Genomic DNA, 17,973 nt, shown 5'->3' with positions numbered 1-17,973 from the left:
GAAGGTCCCGCCCCACGCGTGGGTGCTATCGCTGATCGCCTATCGGCGATCCATGTTACCGGCTAGCGGTCAGCCAGTTCGGAATCGTGATCGTGCTCCGGGTGGAGCCCGCCACCGCTCTCCGTGCCGCCACCCAGGGGGTTGCCCTCGAAACTGTCCTTCTGCTTGAAGTTGCCCTTCGCCGTCCCGGCGCCGTTCACTCCCACCGTGTTCATGGCGTAGGTGAGGGTCAGGTGGGCAACGGCGTCGCTCATCTGGTCCAGAGCGTCGATGCTCAGGTTCGTTCCGTCGTCGCAGGCGATGTGGTAGCAGGCGTCGTACGGAGCGCCGGCCGTTCCACCGAAGAGTGCCGCCTGCTCGTCGGTCTTGATGCCCTCGGCTCCGGTGAACAGGCCACCGGCAGGAACTCCTTCGGCAATGAAGGGTCCGTAGTCGCTTCGTCCGCTGAACGCCGTCTCACCCGAGGCAAGCCCGGCCGAAGCGAAGTAGTCGTGGAAGTCCTGTTCGATCTGGCCCGACCCCGCAGGGCCCTCGGCGGCGTTCGGCCCTACCGCGAAGGCGGAGTTGTCGCCGTCGTACACGAACCGACCGAAGTTCGTCGAGCCGATCATGTCGAAGTTCAGGTAGAGCCCCACCTTGTCGAGGCCCCCATTCTCCACGAGGTCTGCCACGTAGTGCTCGGCTCCGAGCAGGCCCAGTTCCTCTGCGCCCCACCAGGCGAAACGCACCTGATTGGTGGTCTTCACCTTCTGCATGCTCTCGGCGACGGCGAGGATCGCCGCGCTACCGCTTCCGTTGTCATTGATGCCCGGTCCTGCGACCACGCTGTCCAGGTGGGCACCGACCATCACCACGTTGTCGGGATTACCCGAGGCGGTCTCGGCGAGGACGTTGGAGGTCTCCCGGAATTCGGAGATGGTGTCTGCTGTCACCTGTCCGGCCACGGCGTCGCCGATGAGCGAATTTCCCGCTTCGAAGCTGGCGCCGAGCACGGGGATCGAGACCACGTCGGGCGCGCCGAGCGTTCCAGCGATAGGACCGGTATTGGCGCCGACCCCAGTGTTGAAGATGATGACGGCCGTGGCTCCCGCGGCCTCGGCATTGGCGGCCTTCTGCGAGAACGGACAGGTGCCACGCTGCACCAGCGCAATCGAGCCAGGGGCGAACGCGGCGAAGTCGGAAGTCTCGCAGCCGCTGGTGTTCGCGGCGCTCGCCGCTCCAGTGGTGTCGACCGTGGTGATGGTGCCGGAACCTCCCCCCGATCCGGAGTAGGTCATGGTGGCGAAGTCGCTGGCTCCATACGTTCTGGCCTCCGGGCTTGTCTGAGTGAGGACCGGGTCACTCAACTGGGCGTAGAAGGGGAACTGGAAGGTCTGGATGGTGGGGGAGTAGCCCGCGGCCTTCAGTTTGCCGACGATGTAGTCGACCGACTCCGAGTACCCCTTGGTTCCGGATGCGCGGGTATTTCCGTTGGCTTCGGCGATGGTGTCGAGGGCGTCCAGGTGTCCGACGACGTTTTCCACGGACACTGCCGTCCGCAGTTTCTGGGTGGTGTTGTTGGTGCTGTTCTCATGGGTCGGGCCTGCGTTGGCTGCAAGTCCGCCCGATGCCACGAGGGCCAGGCCGCCGGCAAGTGCCAGGCCCGCCTTTGCAATGCGTGCACGCGGGTGTAGATCGTTTGGGGTCACGATGTTTCCTTTGTTCGCGAGGAGGCCTGCTGTTGCAGACACAGAACGCGCCTGTGATGTGGGTCACGTCACGGCGCCACCCAACCATAGGAAGCAGGAGCCGGGTGGTCAACGCTCGGGGTCGGTATAGGGAAAGAATGCGGAACACCTGCGACAAATCTGCGAAATTCCTGCGGAAGGGAGCGTGTCCTGCCGCGGCGGCTGCGCTCGGCCGGCCCGGGTTGCTGCCGGTAGGCTGGCGGTGTACGTACTTTCCCGCGTGGATGACCCGAAGGGTTTCCAGCGCGCCCAACCAGCGGACCGCACCCAGCGGCCTGCGGAAGCCGGAGCAGTAACCCCATGGCAGCAGCGAAATCAGCGCTCGATCCGATCATCTCCCTCGCCAAGCGGAGGGGTTTCGTCTTCCAGTCAGGGGAGATCTACGGCGGATCGCGCTCGGCCTGGGACTACGGGCCGCTCGGTGCGGAGCTGAAGGAGAACATCAAGCGCCAGTGGTGGCAGTCGGTGGTGCGCGGGCGCGACGACGTCGTCGGACTGGATTCCGCGGTGATCCTTCCCCGCCAGGTGTGGGAGGCCTCAGGCCACGTCGAGGTCTTCAGCGACCCGCTCGTCGAATGCCTGAGCTGCCACAAGCGATACCGCGCCGATCACCTCGAGGAGGAGTTCGAGGAGAAGAAGGGCAGGGCTCCCGAGAACGGGCTGAAGGACATCGCGTGCGCCAACTGCGGAACAAAGGGACAGTGGACCGAGCCGCAGGAATTCTCCGGTCTCCTGAAGACCTACCTCGGCCCCGTCGCGAGTGAGGAGGGCATGCATTACCTGCGCCCCGAAACGGCACAGGGCATCTTCACCAATTTCAACAACGTCCTCACCACCGCCCGCAAGAAGCCGCCGTTCGGCATCGGCCAGATCGGCAAGAGCTTCCGCAACGAAATCACCCCGGGAAACTTCATCTTCCGCACGCGTGAGTTCGAGCAGATGGAGATGGAATTCTTCGTCGAACCGGGGACCGACGAGGAATGGCATGAGTACTGGATCAACGCCCGCTTCGAGTGGTACACGCAGCTCGGGATCAAGCCCGACAACCTGCGCCTCTTCGTCCATCCGCTCGAGAAGCTCAGCCACTACTCCAAGGGCACCACGGACATCGAATACCGCTTCGGTTTCTCGGGCTCTGAGTGGGGCGAGCTGGAGGGCATTGCGAACCGGACCGACTTCGACCTCTCGACCCATTCGAAGCACTCCGGAACCGACCTCGGGTACTTCAACCAGGCCACCAACGAGCGCTACACCCCGTACGTCATCGAACCGGCCGCCGGTCTGACGCGCTCCTTCATGGCGTTCCTCGTCGACGCCTACACGGAGGACGAGGCCCCCAATTCGAAGGGCGGCGTGGACAAGCGCACCGTGCTGCGGCTCGATCCGCGCCTCGCCCCGGTGAAGGCGGCGGTGCTTCCCCTCAGCCGCAACGAGGACCTCTCGCCCAAGGCGAAGGACCTTGCAGCCGAACTACGGCGGAACTGGAACATCGACTTCGACGACGCCGGCGCGATCGGCCGCAGGTACCGGCGCCAGGACGAGATCGGCACGCCGTTCTGCATCACCGTGGACTTCGACACGCTTGAGGACCAGGCCGTGACCATCCGCGAACGCGACAGCATGGCGCAGGAACGCGTTGCCCTCGACGGGGTACAGGGCTACCTCGCGGCACGGTTGATCGGCTCCTGATGGCCCTCGAATACCGGGCCTGGCAGGACGGCGACGACCTCGAGCTCCTCCAACTCTGGGGCGGCCCGGAATCGGCGCCGTCGGAGCAGTTCCGCGGTTCATTCAGGCCCGCGGCGGAATCGCCCTGGAACCGCTGCATCACCGTGCTGGACCAGGGGGTGCCGGTTGCCGCCGGCTGCGTCTACGAGTCCGCACTGCACCCCGAGCGCCTCTGGTGCTACGTCGAAGTGGCTGCCGATCACCGCCGCGCGGGCGTCGGCTCCACCCTGCTGACCATGCTGCGCCACGAGGCTGCGGCGTCGCCGTCGGGCATGACTGCGCTACGTAGCAAGGTGCAGCCGGGCACCACCGGCGCCCTCTTCGCGGAGGCCGTGGGTTTCTCGACGATCCAGCGTTCGCGCGTTGTGGTAGTCGGTCCCGGGGCGCTTGCCGCTCCCGCGTTCGACGACGCCTCCGGGCCCCAGCTCGAGGAAGCGGCGACCGGGTCCGTGGAACTCACCCGCGCCGTCGCCGACTTCTACACAGCGGTCCACGGCTGGGACCCCGCCGATCTGACCCTCGGGCGTGCCCAGCAGCTGCTGCTCTCCGACACCAGCGGCGCCGCGGGCGCGATCGTCCTGCGCGACCGGCCCCTGGCCGACGGCGGCACCATCGCGGCTTTCGCCGTGAGCTACACCCAGGCCCGCACCGACGGCCCGGCCGACGTCCTGCTGGGCTATGACACCGGGCTGAAGCAGTCCGAGCAGGAAGCCGCAGTGGCCACGATGATCGCGATGCTGGTGCACCAGTTCCCCGTGCAGCTCGAGGTGGACGATTCGATGGCGGCACTGGTACGGGTCCTCGAGCCGCTGCTGGCCGGAGGTGCCGCGACGGCCGACGCCGAGGCGCACGTCATCGCGCTGGACTAGGCCGGCCTCGACGAGCGGGACCGCGGCCCGACCGTGGTTCGGGAATGCGCCGGGACGGACCACAACGACGGTACCCCGCTGGAATAGCGCTCAACCCCGGCTGTGGCGGCCCGCGCTGAGATCGAATGCGTCAGCCGCGGCGCGCTCTTCCTCGGTCATGGCCCCTCCGCCGAGGTGGGCCGGCTGCCACCAGGCTCCCGGCTCCGGTGTCACCGCGAAATCGCCGATGCACTGCTCGATGCCCTCCTGGAGTGCTTCGCGAAGCTTCTCGGTCTCCACGGCCACGTCGACTCCCTCGCTGTGCCGGATCGGTTCGCCGACGTGCACCCTCACCGGTGCGCGCCACGCCTTCCGAAGGGAGAATCCGTGGCCGCGGGTGAGCAGCCGGTGTGCTCCCCACACCGATACCGGGATCACGGGAACACCGGCCTCGGCCGCAAGACGTACCGGGCCGGTCTTGAGTCCGCGCACGGTGTAGCTGCGCGAGACACCGGCCTCGGGGAGGATCGCGACGTACTCGCCGGCCCTCAGTTTCTCCAGCGCATCGGCGTAGGCGTCGGCACCGGCCCGCCGGTCCGTGACCACGTGGCCCAGACCGTAGACGAAGGGCCCCACGAACCACAGTGACGCAACCCGCTTGGTGATCAGGTACCGTGCCTGGATCCGGGCATGGCGCCAGAGGACCAACTCCGCGAAGGCGAAATCGAGATACCCGAAGTGGGTGATCGCCACCACCGCCCCCTTCCCGGGGACCGCGCGCCGCGAGCGGCCGTTCAGTGGATCGGGTGCAGGCAGGTTCTCCGTGCCGGTGGTCCGGATCCGCAACTGCAGCAGGCCCCGGACCAGCAGCCCGGTGTTGACCACGAAACGGTACAGGCGGTCGTCCTGCTTCGGCTTCCACGCCATGTCCACGCACCTTGATGCTCGGGCCGGTGGGAGATCCGCCGGCGCTTGATCCTCACTCTTATCACGACTTCCCCTCCGCTGGACGCGGGGTGCGGTACACGGCTTCCTTCCGGCCCGTCGCCGCACCACCTCCCCGGGGAGCGAACAGCCGCCCTCGATTTGCCCGGCCTTGCGACAATGGAGGGGTGACTGCTGTATCGACACGGCCTGCCCCGGCCACTGCTCCCGCCATGGATCCTCCTTCCGCCCCCGAGGGTGGAGAGCCTGCACTCCGGCTCGACCTCCCGCCGCTGAAGCTCGGCGCCATCACGGTGGACACCCCGGTGATCCTCGCGCCCATGGCCGGCATCACCAACCGTGCGTTCCGCCGGTTGTGCCGTGAGTACGGCGGCGGACTGTACGTGTCGGAGATGGTGACCTCACGCGCACTCGTGGAGCGCAGCCCCGAGTCGCTGCGCATCATCTCCCACGACGACGACGAACGCGTGCGCTCGGTGCAGCTCTACGGCGTCGACCCCGTGACCGTCGGTGCGGCGGTACGCATCCTGGTGGAGGAGGACCACGCGGACCACATCGACCTCAATTTCGGCTGCCCGGTTCCCAAAGTCACGAGGAAGGGCGGGGGAGCAGCCCTTCCCTGGAAGCTCGACCTCTTCACCGGTATCGTCCAGACGGCGGTCCGGGAAGCGTCGAAGGGCGGCATCCCGCTCACCATCAAGATGCGCAAGGGCATTGACGAGGACCACCTGACCTTCCGGGAGGCAGGCAAGATCGCTCGCGACAGCGGTGTTGCCGCCGTCGCGCTCCATGGCCGGACGGCGTCGCAGTTCTACTCGGGCAAGGCCGACTGGAACGCCATCGCAGAACTCCGGAACGCCCTTCCGGACATTCCGGTGCTGGGCAACGGCGACATCTGGAGCGCCGAGGACGCAGTGCGCATGGTGCAGCAGACCGGAGTCGACGGCGTCGTGATCGGGCGCGGGTGCCAGGGCAGGCCCTGGCTCTTCGGTGATCTGATGAACGCCTTCGAGGGGAACACCGAACGCCATCGGCCGGGCCTCGGCCAGGTGGCCGAGACCGTGTACCGGCACGCAGAGCTCCTTGTCGAGACGTTCGACAGCGAGATGATGGGCCTGCGCGACATCCGCAAGCACATGGCCTGGTATTTCAAGGGGTACGTGGTGGGTGGCGAACTCCGTGCGAAGCTCGCGGCCGTCCCGACGCTCGAGGTGCTGCGCGGTCTCCTCGATGAGCTGGACGAAAACTCGCCCTATCCCGGCCCCGACGCCGAGGGACCGCGGGGGCGCGCCGGGTCCCCGAAGAGGACCTCGTTGCCCGAGCACTGGCTGGACGGCCGGGTGCTGAATTCAGCCCAGCAGGCCGACATCGCCGCAGCTGAACTGGACGTCTCAGGTGGCTGAACACGTACCGCACCCGACACTTCAAGGCAGGAAGCAACCATGAGTTTTCCGCACCCGCCCCCGACGGCGGGCTACCTCGCCGAGGACATGCAGCGGTGGGTTCGCGAGCCTCCCAAGAGCTCGCACCGCTCCGACTTCGAGCGCGACCGCGCGCGGGTGCTGCACTCGTCGGCGCTCCGCCGGCTCGGCGCCAAGACGCAGGTCGTGGCTCCGGATACGGACGACTTCGTGCGCACCCGGTTGACGCACTCCCTCGAAGTGGCCCAGGTGGGCCGCGAGCTGGGGCGGGCACTGGGGTGCGATCCGGACATCGTCGACGCCGCGTGCCTGGCGCATGACCTCGGCCACCCTCCGTTCGGCCACAACGGGGAGGCGGCCCTGAACGATATCGCCCACGGCATCGGGGGCTTCGAGGGCAACGCCCAGACCCTGCGTCTGCTGACGCGCCTCGAGCCGAAGATCATCGGCGACGATGGCACGCCTGCCGGGCTGAACCTGACCAGGGCGAGCCTCGACGCCGCCTGCAAATATCCGTGGACCGCCGCCACCGCTCCCGTCATCAACTCCCACCGGACCTCCAAGTTCGGGGCTTACGAGGATGACCTCCCGGTGTTCGATTGGCTGCGCACCGGCGCTCCCGAGGGTCGGTCCTGCCTCGAGGCGCAGGTCATGGACCTCGCCGATGACATCTCCTACTCCGTGCACGACGTCGAGGACGCCATTGTCGCCGGGCACCTGCAACTGAAGTGGATGGACAGCCCGGACGCGAGGGCCCGCGTGGTCGGGTACACGCAGCAGTGGTACCTCCCCAGAAGCGACCCCGCCGCCGTCGATGCGGCCCTTGCCCGCCTCGAGAAGACCCCGGTTTGGGTGAGGGAAGCGGACGGTGCGCGGCGGTCGATGGCCGCCCTGAAGAACATGACGAGCCAGCTGATCGGCCGGTTCTGCCTGAGCGCACTCGAGGCCACCCGCGGCATCTACGGGACCGATCCGCTGACCCGCTATTCCGCCGAGATGGTGGTGCCGGAAGACACAGCCCTCGAGATCGCCGTCATGAAGGGGCTGGCCACCACCTACGTGATGACCACGGACCAGCGGCAGCCCCTCTACGAACGGCAGCGCGAGATCCTGACCTCACTCGTGGCCCAGATGCACGCTGAAGGTGATCGTTACCTCGAGCCGGCCTTCGCTGCCGACTGGCGTGGCGCCGTGAACGACGATGCCCGGCTGCGCGTCATCGTGGACCAGGTGGCCTCGCTGACCGACGGCTCGGCGCTGGGCCTCCACGAACGCATCGTCGGGCCGGTTCCCGCGCTCTGGTAGAGCGTCGCCGTTTCCCTGGCTGCACCCTTGTTCACATTTTCCAGGGGCGTTCACACGATCCACGGGCGGTCGGGCGCCGGTGCAGGGGAAGCATAGACTGTTTTCATGGCCGGACTCATCAAGCGCGAAGACATCGATGAGGTCCGCCAGCGCACCGATATCAAGGAAGTCGTCGACGGCTACGTCACGCTGAAATCGGCCGGAGTGGGCTCCTTCAAGGGCCTCTGCCCGTTCCACGACGAGCGTTCCCCGTCCTTCCACGTGCGCCCGCAGATGGGCTCCTACCACTGCTTCGGATGCGGCGAGGGCGGCGACGTGATCTCGTTCGTCCAGAAGCTCGACCACACCTCCTTCACCGAGACCGTCGAAAAGCTCGCCGCGCGGTTGGGCTTCGAACTGCACTACGAGGACGGCGGTTCCGGGCCGAGGCGCGAGGACGTCGGCAAGCGCCAGCGACTGCTCGATGCGCACAAGATCGCCGCCGAGTTCTACCGGGAGCAGTTGACCACCCAGGGTGCCGCTGCGGGCCGGCAGTTCCTTCAGGAGCGCGGGTTCGACCGGGACGCTGCGGCGCTCTTCGGCGTGGGCTACGCGCCCCAGGGTTGGGACGGGCTCCTCACCCACCTCACCGGCCGCGGCTTCACCCTCGATGAACTCAAACTCACCGGCATGTTCAGCGTCGCCTCGAACAACGCCTCCCGCCTCTACGACCGTTTCCGTGGACGCCTCATCTGGCCGATCCGGGACATCACCGGCGACACCGTCGGATTCGGAGCCCGGAAGTTGCACGAGGAGGACCAGGGGCCGAAGTACCTCAACACTCCCGAGACGCAGCTCTACAAGAAGTCGCAGGTACTGTACGGTATCGACCTCGCCAAGCGGGAGATCGCGAAGACCCGCCAGCTCGTGGTGGTGGAAGGCTACACCGACGTCATGGCCTGCCACCTGGCGGGTGTCGGCACCGCCGTCGCGACCTGCGGCACCGCTTTCGGCGCCGACCACATCAAGATTGCTCGCCGGCTGCTGTCCGACGACGGCACGGGAGGCGAGGTGGTGTTCACGTTCGACGGCGACGCCGCCGGCCAGAAGGCCGCCCTGCGGGCCTTCGAGGAGGACCAACGATTCAACGCCCAGACCTATGTCGCGGTGGAACCCGGGGGTGCCGATCCGTGTGACCTGCGCCAGAGACAGGGCGACGACGCCGTCCGTTCCCTCATTGCGGACCGGCGGCCGCTGTTCGAGTTCGCGATCAAGGCGTCCTTCGGGAACTTCGACCTCTCCACCGGCGAAGGCCAGGTCAAGGCCCTCCGGCATGCGGCACCGATCGTGGCGCAGATCCGCGACGTGTCGCTGCGGTCCACGTATACCCGTGAACTCTCGCGCTGGCTCGGGATGCAGTTCGTGGGGGAGGACCAGGTGGCACGGGCGGTGTCGGCGGCGGCCCGGCGCGATGGTGCCGGGTCCTCCCCGGGGCGCGCGAAAGGGGCGCAGACGGAGGACCAGTCCAGGGGCAGGACGGACGGGCAGGAAGCCGCGCCCTCCGGGACCCAGTTCTCCCGCCCCGATCCGCGGGATCCGATCGGGCGGATGGAACGTGAGGCACTGGAGGTGGCGCTCCAATACCCGAACCTCCTCGAGCCCGTCCATTGGGGACGGCTGGCGGAGGCGAACTTCTCCGCGCCGGTGTACGCAACGCTGCGGGATGCGGTGCAGGCAGCAGGCAGCGGCGGAACGGATCCGGCCCAATGGGTGGAACGGGTTCGGCAGGAAGTGCCCGAAGTACTGCGGGGTTTCGTCACCGAACTAGCGGTCACCCCGTTACCCTCGAAGGCCGAGGACGCGCTCGCACTGTATTGCCGCGACATCGTGAACAGGCTTTTCGAGCTTCGCATCACGCAGCAGAAGGCCGAGAAGCTGGGGCAGCTGCAGCGCATGGATCCTGCCGCTGACCCGGTCCTCTACAACCAGCTGCAGCGGGACCTGATGGAGCTCGAAACGCAGCGGCGGCTGCTCCGCTCCGACTAGGAATTCCTGCCCCGGGCGGAGCGGCGGGACCCGATCAGGCGCCGGGGCGCTGGTACCCGACCTGACCGGCCTGCCGCATCGCGTCCATCGCTTCATCGACGGTGAGGAGCACTGTGGTCTCGAGCGAGCTGAGCGCGCCGCCGCCGCTGATCGCCAGCGCAACCGCCGCCATCGACACGTTATCGGGAGCCTCCCAGAGGGTGAAGCCGTCGTGGGCACCGAACGCGTACCAGAAGCCGTGGAGCTTCCCGCCCACTGATTCAATATAGGACTGGGCGGCTTTTCCGCGATCCTCGGGATTACTGATCAACCGAGCCCACGTCTCCGGCGTGTAGCTGAACTTCGAGAGGTAAAGCGGCATCGTCCTGTCCTTTCCGTTACCGGTTCAGCGCTGACCCCGCTTAAAGTCTAGGTGTGCGCGGGAAGAAAAGACCCGATGGCCATGGATGTGCAGGGGCCGCCGTCGCCGCTTCCGGGGCAGTCTCTGGCGGCATCCTCGGTCCTGCCGAAAGCGAGCAACCGGCCAATTTCACAACGCCGCTGATCGTATGTAGAGTTGATCCTGCCGCTTTCCTCCGTAGCTCAATTGGCAGAGCATTCGACTGTTAATCGAAGGGTTACTGGTTCAAGTCCAGTCGGAGGAGCAACCTGAGCCCCTGACCAGCGTTTCCGCTGGTCAGGGGCTTTTTTCTGCCCTGGCGCACCGGTCAGGGACGGCCGGTACTGTCGGAGGACGGGCGTAGGCTGGGGCCATGGAAAAGAACGGTGCGCTCATCCTTGTCACCGGCGCCACTGGTTACCTCGGCGGCAGGCTCGTGACCAAGCTGGTGGCAGAGGGTCACCGCGTGCGCGTCGTCGTCCGCTCGCCACAGAAACTCAAGGACGTTCCGTGGGCGAACGACGTCGATCTCGTCGAGGGGGACCTGCAGGATCGGGAGACCATGCGCCAGGCCTGCGAGGGTGTGGAGACCCTCTACTATCTGGTGCATTCAATGGGTTCGGGAAAAAATTTCGACGTGCGTGAAAGTGAGATCGCCGGAACGGTCTCCGAGGCCGCCACCGAGGCGTGCGTCTCCCGGATCGTGTATCTCGGCGGGCTCCACCCCGACGGCGTGACACTGTCGACCCACATGCGTTCCCGGACCCAGGTCGGCCGGATCCTCCTCGATTCCGGCACCCCCACCATCGCCTACCAGGCCGGCGTCGTGATCGGCTCCGGATCGGCCTCCTTCGAGATGATCCGGCACCTCTCCGACGTCCTGCCCGTCATGCCCGCACCCAAGTGGGTACTCAACCGCATCGAGCCCATCGCGGTCCGCGACGTCATCCACTATCTCGTGGGAGCGCTCGACCTGCCGTCGAACCTCAATCGGACGTTCGACCTCGGCTCCCGTGAGGTGCTCACCTATGCCGAGATGATGAACCAGTACGCGGAGGCCGCAGGACTGCCGCGGCGCAGGATCCTCGCGCTGCCTGTCCTCACCCCGCGGCTGGCGGGCCACTGGGTCAATCTGGTGACGCCCATTCCCCGCGCCATGGCGATGCCGCTGATCGAGTCGCTGCAGCATGACGCCATCGCCGCCGAACACGATATCGACGACTACCTGCCCCTCCCCGAAGGTGGCCCCACCGGCTACCGCCGGGCCGTGGACCTCGCGCTGGGAAAAATGCGTGGTGGTGAGGTCGAAACAAGCTGGGCGGGAGCCTCACAGCTCGACGCCGCCGCCGATCCGCTGCCCTCGGATCCACAATGGGCGGGGCATACGGTCTTCACCGATCTGCAGACCTACAGCTCGTCGGCGTCACCCGAGAAGCTGTGGAGCGTCGTCGAGGGGATCGGCGGCGAGAACGGCTGGTACTCCTGGCCCGTTGGCTGGGCCGCGCGGGGCTGGATGGACAAACTCGCCGGGGGAGTAGGGCTGCGACGAGGCCGACGGGACGCTCGGGAGCTGCTCACGGGCGAGGCCCTCGACTTCTGGCGCGTCGAGGAGATCGTCCGCGGGGAACGCCTGCGGCTGCGTGCCGAGATGAAGGTGCCCGGGCGGGCGTGGCTGGAATTCGCCGTTCTTGCGGACGGTTCCGGAAGCGCCTACCGCCAGCGTGCCGTGTTCTTCCCCCAGGGCCTTTCCGGACGGCTGTACTGGTTCGCTGTGCTGCCGTTCCACGGCTTCATCTTCAAATCGATGGCGCGCAATATCGCGAAGACGGCCGAAGCGATGCCGTAGCGGTTCCAGGGAAGCTGCGCAGGTTCTTCGGGCCGGCGCTCCCACCAGCGGCGTCGCGTGGTGCTCGTCCGGCGTGGTCCTCGTCCCGCGTGCACCCCGAACGCCGCGACCATTGGATACGGGGGATCAGCCGCTACTGCAGCGGAGGTACGGTCCTCGGCCGAATCACGGTCCACAGGAACACGACCGCCAGGGCGATGCACCCTGCCATGACGGCGGCCATGGGTGTTGCGGACTCGATGCCCAGCACTCCCACCAGCGGCGAAACCACTCCCGCGAGACCGAAGGTCACGGCGCCGAGCAGGGACGCCGCGGTTCCTGCCTGCGCGCCATGGTTGATCAGTGCGAGCACCTGGACGCATGGGAACATGAACCCCGCGGCCAGGATGTAGAACCACAGCGGGATGGCGGTTCCGAGGATGCCGAACCCGAACTGGTCGAAGACGATGATCATTGTGGACATGGCCAGCATGACCGCCGTCGCGTAGGCCATGACCCATTGAGGGCCGATACGCCGAAGCACCCGCGAGCTGACCTGTAGTCCGCCGACCACTCCGAGGGAGTTCACCGCGAAGAGGAGTCCGTATTGCTGCTCGTTCAGGTCGTACAGGTCCTGGAAGAGGAACGGCGATGCCGAGAGGTAGGAGAACAGGCCGGCGAAATTCATGCCGCCCACCAGCAGCACTCCGATGAAGACGCGGTCACTCAGCACCGCCCGGTATCGCTGGAGGGCGGTGGAACCGGAGCTTTTACGCCGCTCGGCAGGAAGAGTCTCGATGATGAACACCGACACCGCAATGACGACCAGCAGTCCGTAGCCTGCAAGGAACCAGAAGATGCCCGGCCATGCCGTCACCAGCAGCAGCTGGGAGCCGATGACCGGGGCGAAGATGGGTGCCATGCCGTTCACGAGCGCCATGTAGGAGAGGTTCCTCACCAGGGCGTGCCCGCTGAAGAGATCCCGCACCATGGCCATCGCCACCACTCCACCGCCGGCTGCCCCGATCCCCTGGAGGACGCGGAAGATCATGAGCGAGGTGATGTCGTCGGAGGAGGCGGCGCCGATGGAGGCCGCCACATGGAGCGAGGTCGCAAGGATCAGGGGAATCCGGCGGCCGATCTTGTCGCTGAGAGGTCCAACGACCAGCTGGCCGGCCGCGAATCCGACGATCGTCCCGGTCAGGGTCAACTGCGTAGCGGCCTCGGAGATTCCAAGATCGCTCTGAAGTGCAGGAAACGCCGGCAGGTACAGGTCGATGGTGAAGGGACCCAGTGCTGTCAGCGCTCCAAGGGTCGCGATGTAGATCATCTTCTCGCGCCGTGTGAGTGCATCGCCTGGGTGGGTGAGGGGAATCAAGGGTCTGCCTATCGAAACATGGTGGTGGGCGCGGAACGGGCGCAGTAGTTGCCGGGGCGAATCAACGCACTCCTCATCTTAGGGCTCCGTGGAAGTGCATCCCTGCTGGACGCCCGTTCTGCTGACGTAGGGTGAACTGGACCGCAAACCGAAGGACGGAATATCGATGAGCAACCAGGACGCGGCGCCGGAGGGCAATACTTCGCCCCGCCACCTCGCCCGGGTCATAGCGATCAGTGTGGCCGCGGCCGTCGGCGGGCTCCTGTTCGGGTTCGACACGGCAGTGATCAACGGAGCGGTCGATTCCATCCAGGCAGAATTCGGCCTCAGCGCATCGGTCCTCGGATTCACTGTGGCGATCACCCTGCTCGGCTGTGCGGCAGGGGCCTGGTTCGCCGGCGGGCTGGCCGACAAGTACGGACGCAAGACCGTCATGGTCATCGCAGCTATCCTGTTCGCGGTCAACTCGGCCGGCTCGGCGTACGCGTTCTCCGAGTGGGACCTGATGGCCTGGCGCCTCGTCGGCGGCCTCGCCATCGGCATCGCATCGGTCATCGTTCCCGGCTACATCGCCGAGATCGCCCCCTCCAAGTGGCGTGGCGGGCTGGCCTCGGTGCAGCAGCTCGCCATCACCGTCGGCATCTTCGCTGCCCTCCTCTCGGACGCGTCGCTGGCCAGTGCCGCCGGTGGCGCCGGTGAGGAGTTGTGGTGGGGACTCAGCGCGTGGCGCTGGATGCTCCTCGTCGGCGTCATTCCCGCCGTCGTCTACGGTGTCCTTGCCCTGATCATTCCGGAGTCGCCGCAGTACCTCATCCGGCAGGGGCGCGACGGCGAAGCGGCGCGCGTGCTGTCGCGGGTGAGCGGCGTCCGGGACACCGACGTCAAAACCGCCCAGATCCGGGACAGCTTCGAGCAGGAGAACAAGGCGGGTTACCGGGACCTGCGGGGGCCGGTTCTCGGACTCCAGCCCATCCTGTGGGTCGGGATGGCAATCGCCGCGCTCCAGCAGCTCGTCGGGATCAATGCGATCTTCTACTACTCGACAACCCTCTGGCAGTCGGTGGGATTCAGTGAGAGCGATTCCTTCACGACGTCGGTCATCACCTCGATCATCAACGTCGCCATGACCTTCGTGGCCATCTTCTTCGTGGACCGGATCGGTCGCCGCAAGCTCCTCCTGACGGGCTCGGTCGGCATGACCGTGGGTTTGCTGGCGGCGACGATCGCCTTTTCCCAGGCGAGCGGTTCGGGCGACAACATTTCACTCTCGGGCGTCTGGGGCCCCACGGCCCTCGTGGGCGCGAACCTCTTCGTCATCTTCTTCGCTGCGACCTGGGGGCCGGTGATGTGGGTGACGCTCGGTGAGATGTTCCCCAACCGGATCCGTTCCATCGCGCTCGGTGTCGCCACGATGGTGAACTGGGTCTTCAACTTCATCGTGACGCTGACTTTCCCCTGGGTCAGTGTCAACCTGGGGCTCTGGACCATGTATGCGGCTTTCACCGTCTTCGCCGTCCTGTCCTTCTTCTTCGTGAAAGGGAAGCTCAAGGAGTACAGCGGGCACGACCTCGAGGACAATACCGATCTCATCGCCCGCTGAGGATATGCAATTCGGCTGGGGAGTCACTGCGAAATGGCCCCATAGCCTAGATACCGACGAACTTCGCGGGAAAAACACCGGCAATGGGCGATTGGCGCTCCGGTGGTAATTTTAGGGTCAAGGTCGTAATGGTTACTTCGAACAGGAATGGAGGCGGGGCGCATGAGCAGCTCGGCTAGCACACGCGGCAGGCGGTCCACGGGATCGCTTTCCCTCTTTGGGATCATCAAAATCCTCGCGCGGCTCACCCCGCGGCAGGTCAGCGACGAGTTCTCGCTGGCCCTGGAGCAGATGAAGCAGAAGGGGATCAAAGCGGGAGTCGCAGCCGCGTTCCTCGTCATAGCGCTGATCTTCGTCCTCTTCTTCGCCGTCGCACTCATCGTGGCGGCGATCCTGGGGCTCGCGGAGGTCCTGCCGCCGTGGCTTGCCGCGCTCGTGGTTGCTGCCGTCTTCCTCCTCAGCGCCGCCATTCTCGGCCTCATCGGTGTTTCGCGGTTCAAGAAGGCGCTGCCTCTGCTTCCGGAAGAGGCGATCCGCGGCGTCCGCTACGACCTCGGCGTTCTGAAGGAAGGCCGGAGCTTCGATCCGGCGGTTCTCGACGTCAAGAAGCCGAAGCAGGACAAGAACGACGACGACGCCCGGGACTCCGCGCCGAAGGAACCCACGCCGTCGTACGAAGAGCTGCGTGGACGTTCCGGCGAGCGTCGGACCCACATCGCGGAAGCCCGGGACTCCCTCGGAAGCCGGGTGGACGTCAAGGCCCGCTTCGAAAAGGCCAAGAACGATGCGAAGGCCAAGAAGGAAGCAAAGGCGGCCCGAGCTGCGAGCCAGGGCGGCCACGCCGGCAGCGGAAGGGTTGCCGCCGTCGCCGTGGAGAAGGAAGTTCCCCACAACATCTCGCTCGCCGACCGCTGGAAGCCGCTGAGCGTGCTCGCCGGCTCGGTGGCCACCCTGGTGGTCCTGCTGAGGCGCCTGCTCTCCAAATAGCGACCGGCCCCGTGCCTGCATAATGGGAAGGGGAGGCATTGGTGATTCGATTTATCGGCGCGGGAACGCGGCCTGGAGCGCAGAACAGGGTACTGGCAACAGCGTGGACCCTGCCGAACATCGTGACGATCGTCCGCTTTCTCGGTGTGCCGCTGTTCGTGTGGTTCGTCGTGCGCCAGGAGTACGGCCCTGCCGTGGGAACACTGGTGATTCTCGGCTCCACCGACTGGATCGACGGGTACCTGGCCCGCCGGTTCGACCAGGTCTCGACTGTGGGGAAGTGGCTGGATCCCGTAGCGGACCGGACGGCACTGATCGTTGTGGCCGTCACCTTCGTGGTGAACGGGATTGCCCCCGCGTGGCTTGTCTGGCTCATCGTCGTTCCCGACGTGATCCTGATCCTGAACATGCTCATCCTCTTCCGGGGCCCGAATCACCTGCCGGTATCGAACATCGGCAAGATCCGCACCGCGCTGCTGCTCGTGGGTTTGCCCCTGCTCCTCCTGCACCGCGTGCCGGGGTACGAACAATCCTGGATCTTCCTCTCCGCGCATGCCCTTCTCATTCTGGGATGTGTTGGGCACCTCCTCGCCTTCTACGGCTATTTCACGGCGGCCCATAGGCAATACCGCCGTCAGAAGCGTCGCCAGGGGCGCATCGACGGTACCGCCGGCTGAATGGCCTTCCTGGCGATCGTGCTGGCACTGGCGGGTGCGGTTTTCCTCGCCTTCGGCGCCCAGCGGCAAGGAAGCGCCGTCCGGGCGCACACGGGCGGCCTGGACCTCAACGCGGCCGGCTTCCTGCGGCTCCTGCGCCACCCCCGGTGGGTTCTCGGTCTCGTCCTGTTGGGCACAGGCACGGCGCTCAACGTGGTGGCGCTGGCGCTGGCGCCGCTGACGGTGGTGCAGCCCATCGGCGCGATCGCGCTGGTGATCACCACTGTCGTGAATTCGAAGGACCAGGGTATCCGGATCAACCGGGCAACGATCGCCGCCATCACGGCCTGTGTCTTCGGCAGTGCCCTGTTCGTTCTCCTCGCGGTCAACGTCACGCAGCAGAACCATTCGGTCGCAGTCGGTCAGGAACTTGTCGTGGTCCTGCTGCTGGTGCTCGCCGTCGTCCTTTTCGGCACCCTTGCCGTGCTCGGAAAGCGCAGGCTCAACGCCTTCGCCTACATTCTCGGAGCGGGCGTGCTCTTCGGATTCGTGGCGGTCCTCACCAAGATCATCACGACGCACCTGCTGGATCCGAACGGCCGGTTCCTGCTGAATGTCCCGCTGTACACGGCGATCGCGTTCCTCGCCGCCGTGGGCCTCGGGATCTGGTTCGTCCAGAGCTCCTACGCCACAGGCCCGCCCGACCTGGTGATCGCCGGACTCACGGTCATCGACCCGCTCGTCGGCATTGCCGTGGGAATCACCATCCTGGGCGAACTGCAGCCCGACGTGGAGACGATTGCCGCTGTGGGCATGGCCTCGGCGGCGTTGATTGCTATCGTTGGAGTCATCGCGTTGTCGCGCCACCACCCGGACGTGGTGAGACGGCAGCGCTAGGAACACCGACGCCGGCACCTGCCCGCCACTTTCGACAGACCTATGTAGGGGATCCCCGAGTGAATCACCCGGCTGGAAACAAGCCACTGACCATCCTGATCGCTGCGGACACCTATCCGCCGAACGTCAACGGGGCAGCGCAGTTCGGCTACCGGTTGGCCAAGGGTATGACGGGGCGCGGCCATGAGGTGCACGTACTTGCTCCGAATACCGAAAACGGCAGGAGCCACACCGAACCAGGCGGTGAGTGGA

14 protein-coding genes, 1 tRNA gene and 1 pseudogene are annotated in these 17,973 nt (G+C 66.3%); 12 read left to right on the top strand and 4 right to left on the bottom strand.

Annotated elements, in window-relative coordinates; genetic code table 11:
• Positions 1 to 62: 62 nt before the first annotated feature.
• Positions 63 to 1,688, bottom strand: coding sequence for a M28 family peptidase (locus Y705_RS0105390; RefSeq protein ID WP_049822318.1), 1,626 nt, complete (start codon positions 1,686 to 1,688; stop codon positions 63 to 65).
• A 339-nt stretch (positions 1,689 to 2,027) separates the two neighbouring features.
• Between Y705_RS0105390 and Y705_RS0105385 the strand changes: the two genes are divergently transcribed.
• Both Y705_RS0105385 and Y705_RS0105380 read left to right on the top strand, forming a co-directional pair.
• On the top strand, positions 2,028 to 3,416 hold the full coding sequence (locus tag Y705_RS0105385; protein ID WP_026532112.1) for a glycine--tRNA ligase: 1,389 nt from the start codon (positions 2,028 to 2,030) through the stop codon (positions 3,414 to 3,416).
• Positions 3,416 to 4,324 carry a GNAT family N-acetyltransferase gene (locus Y705_RS0105380; protein WP_026532111.1) on the top strand — a complete coding sequence of 303 codons (909 nt, stop codon included), beginning with the start codon at positions 3,416 to 3,418 and terminating at the stop codon, positions 4,322 to 4,324. Before Y705_RS0105385 ends, Y705_RS0105380 begins: the two co-directional genes overlap by 1 nt.
• A gap of 90 nt (positions 4,325 to 4,414) precedes the next feature.
• Here the strand turns inward: Y705_RS0105380 and Y705_RS0105375 are convergent, their stop codons facing one another.
• Positions 4,415 to 5,230 carry a lysophospholipid acyltransferase family protein gene (locus Y705_RS0105375; protein ID WP_026532110.1) on the bottom strand — a complete coding sequence of 272 codons (816 nt, stop codon included), beginning with the start codon at positions 5,228 to 5,230 and terminating at the stop codon, positions 4,415 to 4,417.
• 230 nt (positions 5,231 to 5,460) lie between these two features.
• Between Y705_RS0105375 and dusB the strand changes: the two genes are divergently transcribed.
• From dusB to dnaG, 3 genes are all read left to right on the top strand, one after another.
• On the top strand, positions 5,461 to 6,651 hold the full coding sequence (dusB, locus tag Y705_RS0105370; RefSeq protein ID WP_026532109.1) for a tRNA dihydrouridine synthase DusB: 1,191 nt from the start codon (positions 5,461 to 5,463) through the stop codon (positions 6,649 to 6,651).
• Between the two features lie 39 nt (positions 6,652 to 6,690).
• Complete coding sequence (locus Y705_RS0105365; protein ID WP_026532108.1) at positions 6,691 to 7,974, top strand: deoxyguanosinetriphosphate triphosphohydrolase; 1,284 nt, start codon at positions 6,691 to 6,693, stop codon at positions 7,972 to 7,974.
• Between the two features lie 105 nt (positions 7,975 to 8,079).
• Complete coding sequence (gene dnaG, locus Y705_RS0105360) at positions 8,080 to 9,999, top strand: DNA primase (protein ID WP_026532107.1); 1,920 nt, start codon at positions 8,080 to 8,082, stop codon at positions 9,997 to 9,999.
• Positions 10,000 to 10,033: 34 nt separating this feature from the next.
• On the opposite strand, the gene Y705_RS0105355 is transcribed toward dnaG, so the two are convergent.
• Positions 10,034 to 10,360: a GYD domain-containing protein gene (locus Y705_RS0105355; protein WP_026532106.1), complete on the bottom strand. Its 327-nt coding sequence runs from the start codon at positions 10,358 to 10,360 to the stop codon at positions 10,034 to 10,036.
• Between the two features lie 210 nt (positions 10,361 to 10,570).
• Between Y705_RS0105355 and Y705_RS0105350 the strand changes: the two genes are divergently transcribed.
• Both Y705_RS0105350 and Y705_RS0105345 read left to right on the top strand, forming a co-directional pair.
• Positions 10,571 to 10,643, top strand: a tRNA-Asn gene (locus Y705_RS0105350).
• A gap of 108 nt (positions 10,644 to 10,751) precedes the next feature.
• On the top strand, positions 10,752 to 12,224 hold the full coding sequence (locus tag Y705_RS0105345) for an SDR family oxidoreductase (RefSeq protein ID WP_026532105.1): 1,473 nt from the start codon (positions 10,752 to 10,754) through the stop codon (positions 12,222 to 12,224).
• A 133-nt stretch (positions 12,225 to 12,357) separates the two neighbouring features.
• On the opposite strand, the gene Y705_RS0105340 is transcribed toward Y705_RS0105345, so the two are convergent.
• Positions 12,358 to 13,533, bottom strand: coding sequence for a multidrug effflux MFS transporter (locus tag Y705_RS0105340; protein ID WP_049822335.1), 1,176 nt, complete (start codon positions 13,531 to 13,533; stop codon positions 12,358 to 12,360).
• A 214-nt stretch (positions 13,534 to 13,747) separates the two neighbouring features.
• Here Y705_RS0105340 and Y705_RS0105335 point away from each other — a divergent pair, with 214 nt between their 5' ends.
• From Y705_RS0105335 to Y705_RS17645, 5 genes and pseudogenes are all read left to right on the top strand, one after another.
• The gene (locus tag Y705_RS0105335) at positions 13,748 to 15,181 is read left to right on the top strand and encodes a sugar porter family MFS transporter (protein ID WP_026532103.1); all 1,434 of its coding nucleotides are present in this window, start codon (positions 13,748 to 13,750) and stop codon (positions 15,179 to 15,181) included.
• A gap of 162 nt (positions 15,182 to 15,343) precedes the next feature.
• On the top strand, positions 15,344 to 16,168 hold the full coding sequence (locus tag Y705_RS0105330) for a phage holin family protein (RefSeq protein ID WP_026532102.1): 825 nt from the start codon (positions 15,344 to 15,346) through the stop codon (positions 16,166 to 16,168).
• 41 nt (positions 16,169 to 16,209) lie between these two features.
• Positions 16,210 to 16,845 (top strand): CDP-alcohol phosphatidyltransferase family protein, encoded by a 636-nt coding sequence (locus Y705_RS0105325; protein ID WP_081737820.1) that lies wholly within the window; start codon positions 16,210 to 16,212, stop codon positions 16,843 to 16,845.
• Entirely contained in the window at positions 16,846 to 17,721 is an 876-nt protein-coding gene (locus Y705_RS0105320; RefSeq protein ID WP_026532100.1) for a DMT family transporter, read from the top strand. It begins immediately after the preceding gene.
• Between the two features lie 59 nt (positions 17,722 to 17,780).
• Positions 17,781 to 17,973: pseudogene (locus Y705_RS17645) on the top strand (glycosyltransferase); the annotation flags it as partial.

It is taken from the genome of Arthrobacter sp. H41 (assembly GCF_000520535.1).
GTDB lineage: Bacteria > Actinomycetota > Actinomycetes > Actinomycetales > Micrococcaceae > Arthrobacter_D.
This window is presented reverse-complemented; position numbering and strand designations above follow the sequence as displayed.

Coding starts and splice junctions, on each gene's coding strand:
- Y705_RS0105385 (WP_026532112.1), top strand. CDS start 2,028: ATGGCAGCAGCGAAATCAGCGCTCGATCCGATCATCTCCCTCGCCAAG.
- Y705_RS0105380 (WP_026532111.1), top strand. CDS start 3,416: ATGGCCCTCGAATACCGGGCCTGGCAGGACGGCGACGACCTCGAGCTC.
- Y705_RS0105375 (WP_026532110.1), bottom strand. CDS start 5,230: ATGGCGTGGAAGCCGAAGCAGGACGACCGCCTGTACCGTTTCGTGGTC.
- dusB (WP_026532109.1), top strand. CDS start 5,461: ATGGATCCTCCTTCCGCCCCCGAGGGTGGAGAGCCTGCACTCCGGCTC.
- Y705_RS0105365 (WP_026532108.1), top strand. CDS start 6,691: ATGAGTTTTCCGCACCCGCCCCCGACGGCGGGCTACCTCGCCGAGGAC.
- dnaG (WP_026532107.1), top strand. CDS start 8,080: ATGGCCGGACTCATCAAGCGCGAAGACATCGATGAGGTCCGCCAGCGC.
- Y705_RS0105355 (WP_026532106.1), bottom strand. CDS start 10,360: ATGCCGCTTTACCTCTCGAAGTTCAGCTACACGCCGGAGACGTGGGCT.
- Y705_RS0105345 (WP_026532105.1), top strand. CDS start 10,752: ATGGAAAAGAACGGTGCGCTCATCCTTGTCACCGGCGCCACTGGTTAC.
- Y705_RS0105340 (WP_049822335.1), bottom strand. CDS start 13,533: ATGATCTACATCGCGACCCTTGGAGCGCTGACAGCACTGGGTCCCTTC.
- Y705_RS0105335 (WP_026532103.1), top strand. CDS start 13,748: ATGAGCAACCAGGACGCGGCGCCGGAGGGCAATACTTCGCCCCGCCAC.
- Y705_RS0105330 (WP_026532102.1), top strand. CDS start 15,344: ATGAGCAGCTCGGCTAGCACACGCGGCAGGCGGTCCACGGGATCGCTT.
- Y705_RS0105320 (WP_026532100.1), top strand. CDS start 16,846: ATGGCCTTCCTGGCGATCGTGCTGGCACTGGCGGGTGCGGTTTTCCTC.